The following is a 16730-nucleotide window of genomic DNA, read 5'->3' on the forward strand; positions in this document are numbered from 1 at the left end:
TCCCTCTACTGGACTGTCTGCGAGAGGGATCTCGCAGCCAAGCCCCCAGGGATGGGTATTCGGCGTGTCCAGTAGAGGGATACCCGACAGCACTGCCGCCACCCAACGACTCGAACGCGTGACCTTTCAGATGAATACCGAATTCCGCAAAAACCTCCCCGGCACCGACCTAGATTATTTCGACACCCGCGAAGCCGTCGAAAACATCCAGCCGGGCAGCTACGCAAAACTGCCGTATACCTCCCGTATCCTGGCAGAAAACCTCGTCCGCCGCTGTGAGCCGGAAAACCTCACCGCCGCCCTCAAGCAGATTATCGAACGCAAGCGCGACCTCGACTTCCCCTGGTTCCCCGCGCGCGTCGTCTGCCACGATATTCTCGGCCAAACCGCACTGGTCGACCTCGCCGGCCTGCGCGACGCCATTGCAGAGAAGGGTGGGGACCCCGCCAAAGTAAACCCGGTAGTGCCCACCCAGCTGATCGTCGACCACTCCCTGGCCGTCGAACACCCCGGTTTTGAAAAGAACGCGTTTGAAAAAAACCGCGAAGTTGAAGAGCGCCGTAACGAAGACCGCTTCCACTTCATCAACTGGACCAAAACCGCGTTTGAAAATGTCGACGTAATCCCGCCGGGCAACGGCATCATGCACCAGATCAACCTGGAGAAAATGTCTCCGGTGGTGCAGGTACGCAACGGCGTGGCCTTCCCGGATACCTGCGTCGGTACCGACAGCCACACCCCAATGGTCGACGCCCTCGGCGTAATCTCCGTAGGCGTGGGTGGCCTCGAAGCAGAAAGCGTGATGCTCGGCCGCGCCTCCTACATGCGCCTGCCAGACATCGTCGGCGTAGAGCTGACCGGCAAACTGCAGCCCGGCATTACCGGTACCGACATGGTACTGGCCCTGACCGAATTCCTGCGCCGCGAGCGAGTAGTCGGAGCTTATCTCGAATTCTACGGCGAAGGCGCCTCCAGCTTGAGCCTCGGCGACCGCGCCACCATCGCCAACATGACACCGGAATACGGTGCCACCGCCGGCATGTTCGCCATCGATGAACAAACCATCGACTACCTCAAGCTCACCGGCCGCGACGACGAGCAGGTGGCGCTGGTAGAAAAGTTCGCAAAAGAAACCGGCCTCTGGGCAGATACCCTGAAAGAAGCCGAATACGAGCGCGTACTCAAATTCGACCTTTCCTCCGTAGGCCGCAACCTGGCCGGCCCATCCAACCCGCACGCACTGCTGCCGGTATCCGAACTGGGTAACCGCGGTATTGCCCAAGAAGGATGGAAAGAGAAATGGGAAGAGAAAGAAGGCGAAATGCCCGATGGTGCCGTCATCATCGCCGCCATTACCAGCTGTACCAACACCAGTAACCCGCGCAACATGATTGCCGCAGGCCTGATCGCGCGTAACGCCAACAAACTCGGCCTTACCCGCAAGCCCTGGGTAAAAACCTCCCTCGCGCCCGGTTCCAAAACCGTAAAAATGTATCTGGAAGAAGCCGACCTGTTGCCAGAGCTGCAACAGCAGGGCTTTGATGTGGTCGCCTTTGCCTGTACCACCTGTAACGGCATGAGCGGCGCGCTGGACCCAAAAATCCAGAAAGAAGTCATCGATCGCGACCTTTACGCCACCGCCGTACTGTCCGGTAACCGCAACTTCGATGGCCGCATCCACCCCTACGCCAAGCAGGCATTCCTGGCCTCACCACCACTGGTTGTGGCCTATGCCATCGCCGGCACCATCCGCTTCGATATCGAAAAGGATGTACTGGGCCACGATAAAGACGGCAACCCCATCACCCTGAAAGATATCTGGCCGAGCGACGAAGAGATCGACGCGATCGTCAAGCAGAGCGTGAAGCCCGAGCAGTTCCGCGAGGTCTACATCCCGATGTTCGACCTGAACAAGGCCGAAGCAGAGAAGGGTGAGCCGCTGTACCACTGGCGCCCGCAGAGCACCTACATCCGCCGCCCGCCGTACTGGGAAGGCGCACTGGCCGGTGAGCGCAGCCTCAAAGGCATGCGCCCGCTGGCCGTGCTGGGTGACAACATCACCACGGACCACCTGTCGCCGTCCAACGCGATCCTCGCCAGCAGTGCCGCCGGGGAATACCTGGCGAAAATGGGCCTGCCGGAAGAGGACTTCAACTCGTACGCGACTCACAGGGGCGATCACCTCACCGCCCAGCGCGCCACCTTCGCCAACCCGAAACTGCTGAACGAAATGGTGCGCGACGACAACGGTGCAGTGAAGCAGGGCTCTCTTGCGCGTATCGAGCCGGAAGGCAAGGTCACCCGCATGTGGGAAGCCATCGAAACCTACATGGACCGCAAGCAGCCGCTGATCATTATCGCCGGCGCCGACTACGGCCAGGGCTCCTCCCGCGACTGGGCCGCCAAAGGCGTGCGCCTCGCCGGTGTGGAAGCGATTGTGGCAGAAGGCTTCGAGCGTATTCACCGCACCAACCTGATCGGCATGGGCGTGCTGCCGCTGGAATTCCAGCCGGGCACCACCCGCGAGACCCTGGGCATCGACGGTACCGAAACCTTCGACGTACTCGGCGACCGCACCCCGGGCGCAACCCTCACGCTGCTGATCCATCGTAAAGACGGTGAGACCGTGGAAGTCCCGGTGAAATGCCGCCTGGATACCGCAGAAGAAGTCTCCATTTATGATGCCGGCGGTGTACTGCAGCGCTTCGCCAATGACTTCCTCGAAGCCGAAGGTGCCGCGCAATGACCAGCCCCGAGCCCAAAAAGAGTGCCCCACAAATAAAAGTGCCCGCCACCTATATGCGTGGCGGCACCAGCAAGGGCGTGTTCTTTCGCCTGCAGGACCTCCCGGAATCCGCACAGGTTCCGGGTGCCGCGCGCGACAACCTGCTGCTGCGGGTGATTGGCAGCCCCGATCCCTACGGCAAGCAGACCGACGGCATGGGCGGAGCCACCTCCAGCACCAGCAAAACCGTCATCCTGTCGAAGAGCGAACAGCCGGAGCACGACGTGGATTACCTGTTCGGCCAGGTTTCCATCGACAAGCCGTTCGTGGACTGGTCCGGCAACTGCGGCAACCTCACCGCCGCCGTCGGTGCCTTCGCCATCAACAGCGGTTTTGTGGATGCCGCGCGCGTTCCAGAGAACGGCATCTGCACCGTGCGCATCTGGCAGGTCAACATCAAGAAAACCATCATCGCCCACGTACCCATCACCAATGGGGAAGTGCAGGAGACCGGTGATTTCGAACTGGACGGCGTCACCTTCCCGGCCGCAGAAGTGCAGATCGAATTCATGGACCCGGCGGATGGGGAAGGGGCCATGTTTCCCACCGGCAACCTAGTAGACGATTTAGAGGTGCCCGGCGTCGGTACGCTAAAGGCCACCATGATCAACGCCGGTATCCCGACCATCTTCGTCAACGCTGACGAAATTGGGTACGTGGGTACCGAGTTGCAAGAAGCCATCAACGGTGCCGACAAGGCCCTCGCCATGTTCGAGACGATTCGCGCTTATGGTGCGAAGGCCATGGGCCTGATCGACAAGGTGGAAGAGGCAGCCGCTCGCCAGCATACCCCCAAGGTCGCGTTCGTCGCGGCACCCAAGGGCTACGCGGCCTCCAGTGGCAAGCAGGTGGACGCGGGTGAAATCGACCTGCTGGTGCGCGCACTCTCCATGGGCAAACTGCACCACGCCATGATGGGCACCGCCGCCGTTGCCATCGGCACCGCCGCTGCCATTCCCGGCACCCTGGTCAATCTGGCCGCGGGGGGCGGGGAGCGCAATGCGGTTACCTTTGGGCATCCGTCTGGAACCCTTCGCGTTGGTGCGGAAGCGGAGATCGTTAATGGGCAGTGGACTGCCACCAAAGCCATTATGAGCCGCAGCGCGCGGATTTTGATGGAGGGGTGGGTGCGAGTCCCCGGTGATTCCTTCTGAGCCGAAGGTCACTAGATTTATTGGTTTGCTCTATTCGCTGTTACTTTTTCTTGTAATGGCGCCTCAGGGGAGGCGATAGCCTCCCTGACTCATCTTCTAAATCTCCAAATGGCTATTGCTTGTACGGTAAATAGCCAAGCTCTTGTTCAGTCCCCAAGATCACGAGACGTGTCGTCTATCAATTGATAAATACTTCTTGGTTATTGACTTTGAAGGACGGCTTAATATGATCATGAGCTGTCAATTAAAAATTAATTTCGACGCGTCTTTTGGATGAACTGTTAAAGCTAATCGCACCTTCGACTAATTGAGTGCTCGATAGGTAGAATCTCGAAGAGAAAATTATGGAAGAATTTGATAGTAGATTAGAAAATTTAAAACAGCTTTTAACCTCACAAAGCAGGCAAAATTGGCTTTTTGGGGCTGGAATAAGTTTCGATTCGAACATACCTTTAATGTATCCATTGACTAAGCGCGTTGAGAAAATTATAGAAGATGATTCAGAGGCAAAAGAAAAAGAGATTTTGGCTGCTTTAAAAGCGGACCTAACCGACGACTGCCATGTTGAGCATTACTTGAGTCATTTGGGTGATCTTCTCGCTATTTCTGAGCGTTCTAAAGATAAAGCCGCACACCTTGGTGCGAATAGATATACTTCTGAGGAGTTAAGAAATCTATATCTGGAAATTATTAAGGCTATCGGGGGAATTGTCAGATATGGATACGTGGCTGCCAATGTTGAGCGTGGGATAGAAGAGGAGATTGGCAATGCAGAAAGTCCAATTGTTGAAATAGAACCTCATTTTAAATTTATAGAAGCGCTATTGATTAACCAGTCTAATCTAGAGCGGCGCTCGAAGACGACATTCTTCACTACTAATTACGACACATTGTTAGAAGATGCATTAGCTCTACACAAAAAAGTAGTATGTGATGGGTTTTCAGGGGGCGCTGTAGGTTTTTGGAATGCCGAAAGGGAGTTTTCAAATACCGCTATAGATTCAAATACCTATCATCTATATAAGCTGCATGGTTCGATAGATTGGCATCGAGACAATAATTTAGGTTTGGTGCGCGCTCGGTATGGAACTAAATATTTGTCAGATCCTGCAAATATTATGATTTACCCTCAAGCTACAAAGTATGTAGAAACGCAGAAAGACCCATTTGCCAGTTTATTTTTGGGGTTGCGCAAAACACTGATGGCTGGCGAGCAAAATACATTAATCACCTGCGGCTACAGTTTTGGGGATGACCATATTAATGCAGAAATAGAAAGTGCGTTAAGAAGTGAGTCTAATCAAACGACAGTTATTGCTTTCATACAGGAGGCGCAGAGAGATGATGTTGTTGTTAATAAAACCTTAGATGATTGGCTTTCCTGTCCCAAGATTGGTTCTAGAGTTTATGTCGCTGGTGAGTTGGGTATTTATCATAATTCGACAACTCCTTTGGCTGAACCTGAGGCTAATAATTATAATTGGTGGCGTTTTGATGGGCTAACCGATTTCATAAAAACAGGGGACGCATCGTGAGTGCTGTTTTCCAGGCAAGGACGGAGTTAAAGATAGGTAAAATTATTGAGGTTTCCGGCAATAATTTACGTATAGAAATTGACGACAATGTGAACGAACTAATTCGTGCCGTTGATGGGGAAGTTTATTCCGTTGGTCAAATGGGTAGTATCATTAAAGTACATTTTGGCAGAAAACTACTATTCGCTTTTGTTCGATCTCTAAAAATGAGATCAGAGTTGATTTCTGATGACAGTAGTCAGCTAATAAATGGTGCGGATGATGCTCGCATTTTAGAGGCCGACTTGTTTGGCCAGGGAATATGGTCTAGCAAAGATGCTCAGCTTCATTTCTCCCGCGGTGTTGAAACTTATCCCTTACCTCTGCAGAGTGCTTATATCTGCCTTAATAATGAATTGGAGGCTGTTTATAGCGCTGCAGAATGGAATGCTCAAAATGAAGCAGTGAATCCCATGGTTCCCATAGGTAATTACATTGGCGGTAACAATGCAATATGCAGAGCAAATATTGATAAGCTCTTTGGTCATCATTTTGCAATATTAGGGTCTACAGGTTCGGGAAAATCTGGAACAGTAGCTTCAATTTTACATTCTGTTTTAGATCATGAGCCAGAAGGCACAAAATTGAAGCCTAGAATTGTAATGATTGATCCACATGGTGAATATGCGAGTGCTTTTGGTGATAGGGCAAAAGTATACCGAGCATATAATGATGCTTCTGTAGCTGATGATGAGGCAGAGCTTTTGAAATTGCCTTACTGGCTTATGTCGAGTGATGAATTGAGATCATTGATTATTGGCAAGACTGAACACGAAGCTACATCTCAAAATAATATTGTTTATGAAGCAGTTACTTACGCTAGGTTGCTTGAGGCAGGGTATGTTCAGGATGTCGGAACAGAACCAAATGGAGGGGCGGAAGCCGAGCTCATTGGTGGCATAACCGAAGAGAAGGTCTTGAATTTTGATAGAGATAAGCCGGTTCCATTTAAGTTGTCACAGTTTGTGACTCACATAGATAAGGTTCAAGGCCGTAAGTTGGGAAAACAGGATAACTTGGCGGCGTCATCAGGTCGGGATAAAGTTGATAGCATACTTAAAAAACTCAAAGTCCTTCGGTCCAACCCGCAGCTTAGTTTTTTACTGAAGGAGTATGCTGAGGATTCTTCTCCTAAACTACAGGAAATATTGTCACAATTTGTGGGTGAAGCGGATGGGAAAGATATTCGTATTATCGATATATCAGGGCTCCCAAATGAAGTCGCCGGACCATTGACAGCGTTGATATCTCGTCTTCTCTTTCAATACAAGCTCTGGCAAACACGGGATGAGAGGGAAAAGGATCCTGTACTATTTGTCTGTGAGGAGGCTCATCGTTATGTGCCGAACCATGGCGAAGCTCAATACAAAGAAGCTCAAGATGCTATTCGACGTATTGCAAAAGAAGGGAGAAAATACGGGTTAGGATTAGGTCTTATTTCTCAAAGGCCTTCTGATGTCGAAAGTACAGTTCTTTCTCAATGTAACTCTTGGGTTGTTCTTAGATTGTCGAATTCCAGTGATCAAGAGCATGTGTCAAGGTTTTTGCCAGACAGCTTAAGCGGTTTAACCAAAATGTTATCAGCCCTTACCAGACGAGAAGCAATATTCGTTGGTGAGGCCGCAGCACTACCAAGTAGAATTCGAATCCGAGAGCTGCCGCCTGAACAGTTACCTAATTCTAACGATATTAAATTTGCAAGGGGGTGGTCGAATAGCGCGATCCAAGAGGGTGAATTGATGGCAATTGTAAATCGATGGTGTGGCGCCGCGGGCGAGTAATTCATTAATGTTGGCAATCAAAGTTTTAATAATGCTACGTTGTTGAAAGTAATAACTGGGGTCAGATCAACTTTGTGACGTTGCTTCCATTTGTGGTATTTAGTGTCAAAAAGTTGATCTGACCCCATTTGTTGGAGCAAAGGTTCTAGAGATTCCAGTTAATGGATTTGGTTTTAAGGAGATTCGTGAGGAATATCTCAAGACGGGTCAGTCTGACTGGTTATCTTGGTCTTCCGCTATTGGGTCGCAAGCCTTGAACGCTTCAGAACGTAACTACGTTTTATCTTACTTCGCAAAGGCATCTGCGATGAATTTTCTGATTTCTGAAGGCGTTAAGGAAAGCTCGCAATTGCGGTTTCGGCTGATATTGACTAGGGCGTATCTTTGGAGGTTGATGATTGGCAGCGCTATATTTTGTTTGAGGGTGATAGCTAGACAAAGAAGCTGAGTTATTTGCATTCAAAAAGATTCATGAGCATCGAGAAGAAGTCAAGGCTAACAAGTCAAACAAGCGGAGCCGTAACTGGAACCCCTCTTGAGGCGCTATAAGTTTTTGGAAAGGTTGTGGACGATACGACGAATAATTACAAACATAAGTTCGAAGATCTTATTTCTATGTATGAGGTTGTTTGCGATTGGTTTGACAAACTAGGATTTTCATACACCCGGAACAGGTATGGTATTTATAAGAAGTATCTTCATGACTTTCAGTCTATGGTAAGTAACAAGTCATTTCCTAAAGACAGGGAGGGGCTAATAAATTTCAAAAGGGGCTTTGATAATGCCTATGTCGAAGTGCATGAAATAATTAGGGCTTACAACGGACTTAAGAGTATAGACTCAAAAGAATTTCACGACCAAATTAAGAAGGTCGCCTCTGGTCACGAGTTTCGAGCTAACAGCGAGAATGACCAGGCTAGAGATTTTCTATTTGAGTTAACTACTGCCAGCCGATTTGTAAAGGCAGGCTATCGAGTATCCTTAACAGGTATTTGCGACATAGTTGTTGATCTAGCTTCTGGAGGTATGCTTTTTGTGGAGTGTAAGCGCATAAAGTCAATCAAAAAAATCGGGGTAAATGTAAAGAAGGCAAATAAGCAGATTGCTAAAAGAATTAATTTTGCTAGAACCTCTAAAGTCAAAGGTTTAGTAGCCATAAATGTGACGGACTTGCTTCCCCAGACAAAAGACCTTTTGCCCGATTTGGCATCAGCAGCTACAGAAATTCATAGAGGCGTATCAAACAAGTTTACAAGGGAAAATATTGGACCGCTTAGTGAAGGAATGAACAAGAAGTGTTTTGGCGTTATGTGTGAAAGTGCCAAAATGCATTACTTGTCTCATAGTTCCGATATCCAGGGTTTTACTTACTCTAGGCATACAGACTTCTTGCCATATTATGAAGATGAACTATTCAGGAGGTTGTCTGCTCAGTTAAGCAATCAAGATATCAAGTGACACTTATAGCAAGAAATAAAAAGGACACCCACAAATAGTGCCTCACAAATAGTGCCTAACAGCACAAAGCGTCCGTCACGAGTATTTTTGCTTGCGCGCAAGGGAAGGGCAGGCTCGTGTGGTTTTTATCACGTATACCGTATGATCGGGTGGGCCGCACACGCAGTGTACGCTCGCAGCTGATCTGCGATGCAATTCAAAGGGTGGAGAGAATCAATAAAAAGGACACCCATTAAATAGTGCCTAACAGCACAAAGCGTTCGTTACGAGTATTTTTGCTTGCGCGTAAGAAGTCATTGTTGGAAGGGCAGGCTCGTGTGTTTTTTATCTCGCATTCCGTATGGTTGGGTGGGCCGCACACGCAGTGTACGCTCGCAGCTGACCTGCGATGCAATTCAACGGGGGGAGAGATTAGGGTTTAAGGTGTTGCGGGAGGAAGTGATAAGAGACGTTCGCACTCACGAATTCCGTGCACCCAGCGCTTGCCAAGTTGCTCGCAAGTGGCGCGTACAGTATGGCCGCTGCCTACAAGGGATTTAAACCGGCTTTCAAAATTTCTATTCAGATAGGTCCATTGCTTTGGATCAATTTGCAGGCGATCCAGAATGGGAGGAAGTTTTTCGTTGATTGCTCCCCGCTTATCTTCTCGTAGGCAGCGTCCGCTCCAGTCCACCAATTCAATATAGTCCTCTAGCCGAAACGGTAGGCCTGTAGGCATGGGTTCTTTGGATTCCCGACAAAAGGCAGCAGCGTGGTGGGCTGCTGTGCCTGTTTTGCAGAGAGGATACGTTGTTTGATTGAGGTATGGTCCGATGTCTCTGGTGTTTCGGCCATTTTCGCACGGATTGGATTAAGGTCGACATAAGCCATACAGGCTGCCAGGGCCTTTTCGTCCAGTAATGCTTGGGATTTAAAACGGCCCTCCCAGAATCGCCCGCTACACTGGTCTTCGCGATTGGCTTCCCGTGCAATGAACTCGTTCAAGTAGCGCATAAACCAACTGATATCGGTCAGCCGCGCCTTCCAGGTTTTGGCTACCTCGGACAGCCGGGTCAATTCGGCTGAATCCAGGGACTCCCCACGGTAAAAACGCTGCGATAAGGCAGAGCCTTTGCATAGCCGATGCCATCGAGACACCACCTCTAGCAGGTCCCAGCCGTCAGCCTGTTGCTGGTTCACGAATAACACGACATGATAATGGTTGCTCATAACGGCATACGAACAAACATCTAGCGCGAATATTCCGGAAAGTTCCAGCAGCCGGTCTTCTATCCACTGTCGACGGTGCTCAAAGCACTGCCCGCTACGCTCATCACGCCCGCAAAGAAAAGCGCGGCGAACACAGCGGGAAACGCAGTGATAGTAGGGCGTTGTGCTTGGATCAATCAGATTTGATCGCGGTTGGGTCATGGCTATTAATGGTGTTGTATGTATAGCCAGTATTTTGCGGTGACTGATGTTAAATGCAAGTGTTTGGCGTAGGATGCCTTATCTTCTATGGGGGTCCCATTGTTGTTCCCCATTGTTGTTCCCTGTTGGGTGTCCATGAATTTATACCAACATCATTGCCGGTATAAGGATTCCTTCACTTTCTGGCTTCTATCAATGCTGCCCAAAAATCGACATGTACCATAACCGATTCCGGTAGCAACGACACCATCCCCATCAAAACCTTTCCTCAATGTACGATAGAAGTTGTTAAACCAGGCCATACTGAATCGGCACCTACAGAGCATGAGAGCATGGTAACGTCGGTGTGACCTGGTCTTCTACAAGGTGACTAAGGCATCATTTCCAGCAACTCCTTTGCCTGCTGCCTCTGGGCTGAGTTTGGCACTACGTCATCACCGTAGCCCGAACCAAGAATTTCCTCGTAAAGCGGTTTGAAGATCGCCGGTGCGACAGGTGCATTATGCTTCGCGTTTTTTCCGCTGGCATCGGTGTATGACAATCCTTTTTCAATTGCCCTCAATCCAAACCCGAGGCTTGCTGCACTTTCATCCAGCCCATCCGGATTGTTTACCAGAGAGTACCCAATCAACTGAGGGGTGATATTGTCAAGTTGCGTTATCGAATAGTTCGCCAGCGCCTCTCTCACCACACCCATTTGTTGAATAGTGCCCATATTTAAACCACCCAACATTTGTCCTGCCAGCGGGAGTAGAAGGGGCATGACATTCTCATAGGGAATACCAAACGACTTTACCTGATATGAAGTAGCAGTCCCTGACATTGTCGCGCTTCCTGCTAATCCCGCCACGGAAGCAGCCGCAGTACCGGAGGCGTTAAATCCCTGAATACCAATGCGATGGCCATAACCGAAATACCATTCATTGACAGGGCCGCCGGTAACAGCAGGAACGGTCGCGTACTTCACGATATCGACTACGAAGTAGGTGGCATTCATTTTTGCTGCCATTGCAAACCCGCGAAAACCGAGTGCGAGCATTGCAGAAACGCTCGCCTGAATAGCACCGCTTTGCAGTACATTACAGGAGTCAACAGAAGGTACAGATGGCGGGGTTATCCAATCTACCTGTTCTGGGTTATCGACAATTAGCCCCTTTAATGCCAACACGGTTCCGTCGCTATCCGTCGCACCACCGACGGGTATATAGGCAATAGTATCCATGAAATATATTCCTTTTATATGGTTTATAAGTTACTAGTAGTTATGGGCCGCAGTCATACAAATCCCCGGCTTTGCTCCTTTGCTGTGACGATGGGTTATCATCACCGGAAACACCGAGAGACTCATAAATACCTTGAATAACATTGCTATCAACCGCAAATCCAGAACCAATCACATTTAAACTAGAAGGAACATCAACCGGGGCTCTATCTAACGCTTTTGGCAAATTCCAGCCCTTGTTTATGGCGCGGAGTCCATACTCATAGGAAACTGCAAAACTTTGTTGGGGAACCTGGGATTCAGGAACAATTCCTATCACATTGGGCTGAAAGCTATCCATATTGTTTGGATTGGTCATCACCCTAAATAGCTCATTAACCCCCTCACCAAGGCCAGACGCGCTAGTTTGATCAAAGCTTGCAATACCACTATTAAAAAACTTTATGTCATTTAGAGCGCCGCCACCGATAACAGTAGCCTGCAACATCACTGCACTCCCTTTCGCCACTGCGCTCGCGGCCAATCCACTCACTGAGAAGGCTGCATCACCAGAAACTTGCGAACTAGCAAAGGCAATTCTTCCACCGACCCCCCAAATATTAAGACCTTGCCCGCTGTTCAGTGGAACAGCGACAGGCTGTGTCGCAATAATATCTAACAAAAAATAGGTTGCCTTCGCATCACCGCCAATCACTAGGCCCTTAAACCCAATATTTGCCATTACTTCGGCAGAGACAAATGAAGAAGTAATATTCACGTCGTAAGAGGAGAATTCCGGAGCATCTAAATTTGTACCACTTTGGCCAACAGTGAGATGAGGGTTTACCCTATGAACCGCCGTACATAATTCATCGAAATCCCCCGAGGGGGAAATGGGCGTATAAAACATTTAACCTCTCCTTTAGTTCATTATTAGTCATATTTGGTCAACAACGATGAGGGATAGATTGCCTCATTGTTATTAATTGCGGTTATTTTTAGGACTGAACTGGAGTTCAGTTCTAGTGGCATCTTGATGTGTTGCTTATCGTTATGGTTCTCATGCGCCGTACATACTACGATGGACAGCTGATCTGCATAGACAGTTTTTCCGCCATGTTCAGTTAATTATCAGATGGCTGTTGGATATTCTGTCTCGAGGGAGTTTTAGGTGTCATTGGGTCGATCTGTGCGCCTGGGGTTCACTTGTAGTGGTTGCTCATCACTGCATAAGCACAGATATCCAGCGCAACTCTGCTTAACTTCCAATGGTGCTGGCACTAAATACCTCTTGTTTCATGGGTGTCCTGTTAAGTCGTAGATCTCACAGGCTAGCCGAATACTGATACTATGTTTGGCAACGCCTTTCTTGGCCGTCTTCAGAATTGCCAGAATCTGGCTGTCGGAAAATCGAGACTTCTTCATTATTCGCTCCTTAGGCGATCATTGTAAAAGTCTCTACTCAAAATCTCGATTAATTTTCGCGGGGATTACAGTGCAGCACTGACAATATTTAAATCTCCCATCATTCCTTGCCCACGCTCTGGAATGCGAGTCGCATTTGCTTTTCAATTTCGATGATCACAAACAGCGCCATACCGACTCCGATAATAAGTACACCATCAAGCATGGGGATCGACTCGGTTGTAAATACGGACTGTAATATCGGTAGATAGGTAATCGCGAACTGAGCGACCGTTACAACGATCACCACCGACCACACCACTTTGGTCCCGCGCACTCCCTGCCAAGTTAGCGACGCACTGTAGATATTTCGAATGTAAAATAGGTGGAATATTTCCATTATCACCAACGTATTCAGTGCAATGGTACGAGCTAACTCCACGGAATAGCCACGATCTATTGCATAGTGATATGTGCCAAACACACCACAGAGAAACAGTAGCGATACCAACACGATATGCCAAACCAGGCTAGCGTTTAACAGCGGTTCCTGGCGCTCGCGCGGTGGTCGGCGCATGGTGTTTTTTTCAGTGGGCTCAAACGCCAAGGCAATACCCAGCGTAACCGCGGTGATGAGATTGACCCAAAGGATCTGAATAGGTGTAATGGGCAGCGTCATTCCCATAAGCAAGGCTAGAACGATCGTCATGGCCTCACCGGCGTTGGTCGGCAAGGTCCAGCTAATCACCTTCTTTAAGTTGTCATAAACCGTTCTTCCTTCACGCACAGCAGCCACAATCGACGCAAAGTTATCATCGGCTAACACCAGTTCGGCAGCCTCCTTAGCGGCTTCACTGCCTTTTTCCCCCATAGCAATTCCAGCATCTGCCCTCTTCAGTGCAGGTGCGTCATTTACGCCATCGCCCGTCATGGCCACCGTCAAACCATGAGATTGCAAGGCCATGACCAACCTAAGTTTATGTTCTGGGCTGGTGCGGGCAAAGACATCGCATTCCAGAACTGCCTGGCGAAGGGTCGCCTCATCAAGCTCATCGAGGTCGATCCCAGTGAGGGCTTTGTCGGAATTCTTAAGGCCTATCTGTTTGCCGATTGCCGCAGCAGTTTTTGTGTGGTCACCGGTGATCATTTTTACCAGGATGCCAGCCTCGTAACACTCAGCCACTGCCGAGATTGCTTCTGCTCGGGGCGGATCAATCATTCCCACCATGCCGACTAAGGTTAAAGAACCCGATACCTCCGCATGGTCCAATACCGTATGTGTGGGTGGCACTGCTTTAACAGCGAAGGCCAATACCCGCTGGCCGAGTGCAGCAATAGCGTCTGACTGCTCTTGCCAATAAGCGCAGTCCAACGGCTCGATGGTACCATCGGCGCTACGTTGATTTTCGCACATGGTGAGCATTCGCTCAGGCGCACCTTTGACGAATATGCAGGCGTGCTGCTCGTGATCATGATTAAGCGTCGCCATAAAACGGTGCTGAGCATCAAAGGGAATCACATCAGTACGCGACCACGCAGCCTGCTCTTGACGGGTGTTCACATCCATTTTTCCCGCAAAACTCAGCAGGGCACCCTCCATGGGATCGCCCTCGACTACCCAGACGCCGTTTTGCTGGCGCAGTGCAGCGTCGTTACAGAGCGTTGCAGCGCGGGCGAGCTCTTCCAACATTGCGTGTTCAGCAGGCGAGACAAGGGATTCTTCGAGTTTTAGTGCACCTTTGGGTTCGTAGCCGCTGCCGTCCAACGTAAAAAGATGGCGGTGAGTCAGTACCGAGGCAACCATCATTTCGTTACGCGTGAGTGTGCCGGTTTTATCCGTGCATATGACCGACACCGACCCCAAGGTCTCAATGGCCGGCAAGCGTCGCACGATGGCGTTTCGCCGAGCCATAGCTTGCACGCCAATTGCCAACGTAATGGTTAGCACCGCCGGCAGGCCCTCGGGAATTGCTGCCACAGATAGCCCGACCACGGCTATGAACATCTCGCCAAAATCGTAATGTGCAATAAAATACCCGAAGGCTAGTAAGACCGCTGCGATGATAAGAATGAAGATAGTCAGCCATTTGGCAAATACGCTCATTTGTGTCACTAGCGGCGTCGTTAGCGCTTCTACTTGCGACAAGAGCCCACTGATGCGGCCGATCTCTGTACCAGTACCCGTGGCTACCACCACCCCTTTGCCCTGGCCGATAGTGACTAGGGTTCCAGAGTAAGCCATACAGGTACGGTCCCCTAAGGCTGCACTGTCAGTAACGGCTTGAGTGTGCTTTTCTACCGGCACCGATTCTCCGGTCAAAATTGCTTCCTGTGCAGACAAACCATGAGCGGTTAGTAGCCGGAGATCAGCGGGTATTTTGTCACCAGCTTCCAGCAGCACGATATCGCCAGGCACCAACTTTTCGCCGTCGATCCTTATACGTTCCCCCCCCCGAACCACATTGGCTCGTGGTGCCAGCATATGGCGGATGGCGTCCATGGCTTGTTCCGCCTTGCCTTCCTGTACAAAGCCGATGATGGCATTAACGACTACCACCGCGAGAATAACGACGGTATCGACCCAATGGCTCAATAGCGCTGTAATCAGAGCAGCACCGAGCAGCGCATAGATAAGAACATTATTGAAATGAAGTAAAAATCGTACGATAGGATTACGGCGCGCGGCCTGCGGAAGACGGTTTGCGCCATACCTTGCAAAACGTGTTTCAGCTTCAGTTTGAGCCAAACCTTCGCTTGAGGACTTTAGACATTCCAGCACGACATTGGCCGAGAGGCTGTGCCAATGGTTGTTTGTATTCGCGCCTCTATGCTCCATGCTTTCCTCTTTAATTTTTATATGCGGCTCATACTCAATTAGAGAGTATAAAATCAATAACCTTTCTTTCTAATAAATTTTCGGAAACACATTTGGGTATGCAAGTGTAGCGGTCAGCTCTTTTTGGCCACCGAGCTCTGAGCATACCAGTCTTTTTCTGCAGCTAGGCAAAGAAAAGGGTACCCACTAATTGGAAGGCCGATTGGAAAACGTCATTACTCTTACCAGAAGAACCTATTTGACCTGTGGCTGGCTAGATTGGTCGGCGGTATAGCGGTGTGGCGCGCCATGCAGCATATTTCAGACACGGCTAATTCTCACAGCCGGCTTACGATGTGGCTTTTTAGATCGAAAAAGCGAGCCTCAGTGAAGCTCGCTTTTAATATTTGTCTAGTGACACGCTGATATTTGGCCACTGAAAGGAGGTAGATCGACTGCTGTTTTAAGCCCCTTGTCTGCTGATAACCTCGTTGCCGTTATAGATAAGACGGGTCGACCAGGGGATTGGGTTTCTTAGGGCATAGTGTGCCATGCAACCATTTTCTGCCTCATCGAGTAGATCTTTGATCTTCTCCTCTGACTCGGGGCTATCGATAATCACGTGTGTTTCTACCACGTCACAACCGCCATCTGTCATATATCCATGTTCGCGCATATGACCAAGGTTGGTTCTAAACACAATGCGCTGCTCCAGCTTCAAACTGTCCACCTGGATCTTACGCGCGGTAAGAATGTCGGTTAGGTGCGTCATTAAGCAAAAGCCTATGCCGGCGGCAAAAAACGCTAACGGCGGCGGTGCGGTGTCGTCACCGACCGGTGGCTGCTCATCGCAATACAGTCTTACCGGGCTAAAGCCTGGGATATTGACTGAAACAACCCCTGTTTTTTTCTGCTTAGTACCTGCCTCTGCGCTCAAATTTACCTCAAACCGGTAGGGCTCGGGGTGTTTGGCCTTTGCGAATTTGGATGGTTGATATTGCGTTATAGACGGTTGTTGATTGCTTAGGTCGCCAACATGGTAATGCTTTTTATCGGTCATAGAATGTGCTCGCCGCTGTTAATTTGTGCATAAATTGTACGGGAGAGCAGGTGAATGAAGCCGTCAAAACATTCTTCTTCTACCTAAT

11 protein-coding genes are annotated in these 16730 nt (G+C 49.7%); 5 read left to right on the forward strand and 6 right to left on the reverse strand.

From position 1 onward, the window contains the following. The first annotated feature begins 64 nt into the window (after window positions 1–64). From acnD to LCM31_RS12310, 5 genes are all read left to right on the forward strand, one after another. Window positions 65–2746, forward strand: coding sequence for a Fe/S-dependent 2-methylisocitrate dehydratase AcnD (acnD, locus tag LCM31_RS12290; RefSeq protein WP_224870486.1), 2682 nt, complete (start codon window positions 65–67; stop codon window positions 2744–2746). Further along, window positions 2743–3939 carry a 2-methylaconitate cis-trans isomerase PrpF gene (prpF, locus tag LCM31_RS12295; protein WP_224870488.1) on the forward strand — a complete coding sequence of 399 codons (1197 nt, stop codon included), beginning with the start codon at window positions 2743–2745 and terminating at the stop codon, window positions 3937–3939. Before acnD ends, prpF begins: the two co-directional genes overlap by 4 nt. Before the next feature lie 344 nt (window positions 3940–4283). Continuing rightward, window positions 4284–5474 carry an SIR2 family NAD-dependent protein deacylase gene (locus tag LCM31_RS12300; RefSeq protein ID WP_224870490.1) on the forward strand — a complete coding sequence of 397 codons (1191 nt, stop codon included), beginning with the start codon at window positions 4284–4286 and terminating at the stop codon, window positions 5472–5474. Next, window positions 5471–7294: an ATP-binding protein gene (locus LCM31_RS12305; protein WP_224870492.1), complete on the forward strand. Its 1824-nt coding sequence runs from the start codon at window positions 5471–5473 to the stop codon at window positions 7292–7294. The genes LCM31_RS12300 and LCM31_RS12305 overlap by 4 nt, the downstream gene beginning before the upstream one ends. Before the next feature lie 564 nt (window positions 7295–7858). Further along, window positions 7859–8752 carry a hypothetical protein gene (locus LCM31_RS12310; RefSeq protein WP_224870494.1) on the forward strand — a complete coding sequence of 298 codons (894 nt, stop codon included), beginning with the start codon at window positions 7859–7861 and terminating at the stop codon, window positions 8750–8752. A 690-nt stretch (window positions 8753–9442) separates the two neighbouring features. On the opposite strand, the gene LCM31_RS16415 is transcribed toward LCM31_RS12310, so the two are convergent. The 6 genes from LCM31_RS16415 to LCM31_RS12335 all read right to left on the reverse strand — a co-directional run bounded on the left by LCM31_RS16415 (window position 9443) and on the right by LCM31_RS12335 (window position 16642). Next, on the reverse strand, window positions 9443–9961 hold the full coding sequence (locus LCM31_RS16415; RefSeq protein ID WP_318247449.1) for a hypothetical protein: 519 nt from the start codon (window positions 9959–9961) through the stop codon (window positions 9443–9445). Window positions 9962–10532: 571 nt separating this feature from the next. Next, window positions 10533–11384 carry a hypothetical protein gene (locus LCM31_RS12320; RefSeq protein ID WP_222249649.1) on the reverse strand — a complete coding sequence of 284 codons (852 nt, stop codon included), beginning with the start codon at window positions 11382–11384 and terminating at the stop codon, window positions 10533–10535. Window positions 11385–11424: 40 nt separating this feature from the next. Next, entirely contained in the window at window positions 11425–12273 is an 849-nt protein-coding gene (locus LCM31_RS12325; protein WP_222249658.1) for a hypothetical protein, read from the reverse strand. 386 nt (window positions 12274–12659) lie between these two features. Beyond that, on the reverse strand, window positions 12660–12788 hold the full coding sequence (locus LCM31_RS16345; RefSeq protein WP_263601076.1) for a hypothetical protein: 129 nt from the start codon (window positions 12786–12788) through the stop codon (window positions 12660–12662). Between the two features lie 100 nt (window positions 12789–12888). Further along, entirely contained in the window at window positions 12889–15660 is a 2772-nt protein-coding gene (locus tag LCM31_RS12330) for a cation-transporting P-type ATPase (protein WP_224870496.1), read from the reverse strand. A 385-nt stretch (window positions 15661–16045) separates the two neighbouring features. Continuing rightward, the gene (locus LCM31_RS12335; RefSeq protein WP_224870497.1) at window positions 16046–16642 is read right to left on the reverse strand and encodes an OsmC family protein; all 597 of its coding nucleotides are present in this window, start codon (window positions 16640–16642) and stop codon (window positions 16046–16048) included. Window positions 16643–16730: the final 88 nt, after the last annotated feature.

The sequence above is a fragment of the Microbulbifer agarilyticus genome (assembly GCF_020171345.1).
GTDB lineage: Bacteria > Pseudomonadota > Gammaproteobacteria > Pseudomonadales > Cellvibrionaceae > Microbulbifer > Microbulbifer agarilyticus_D.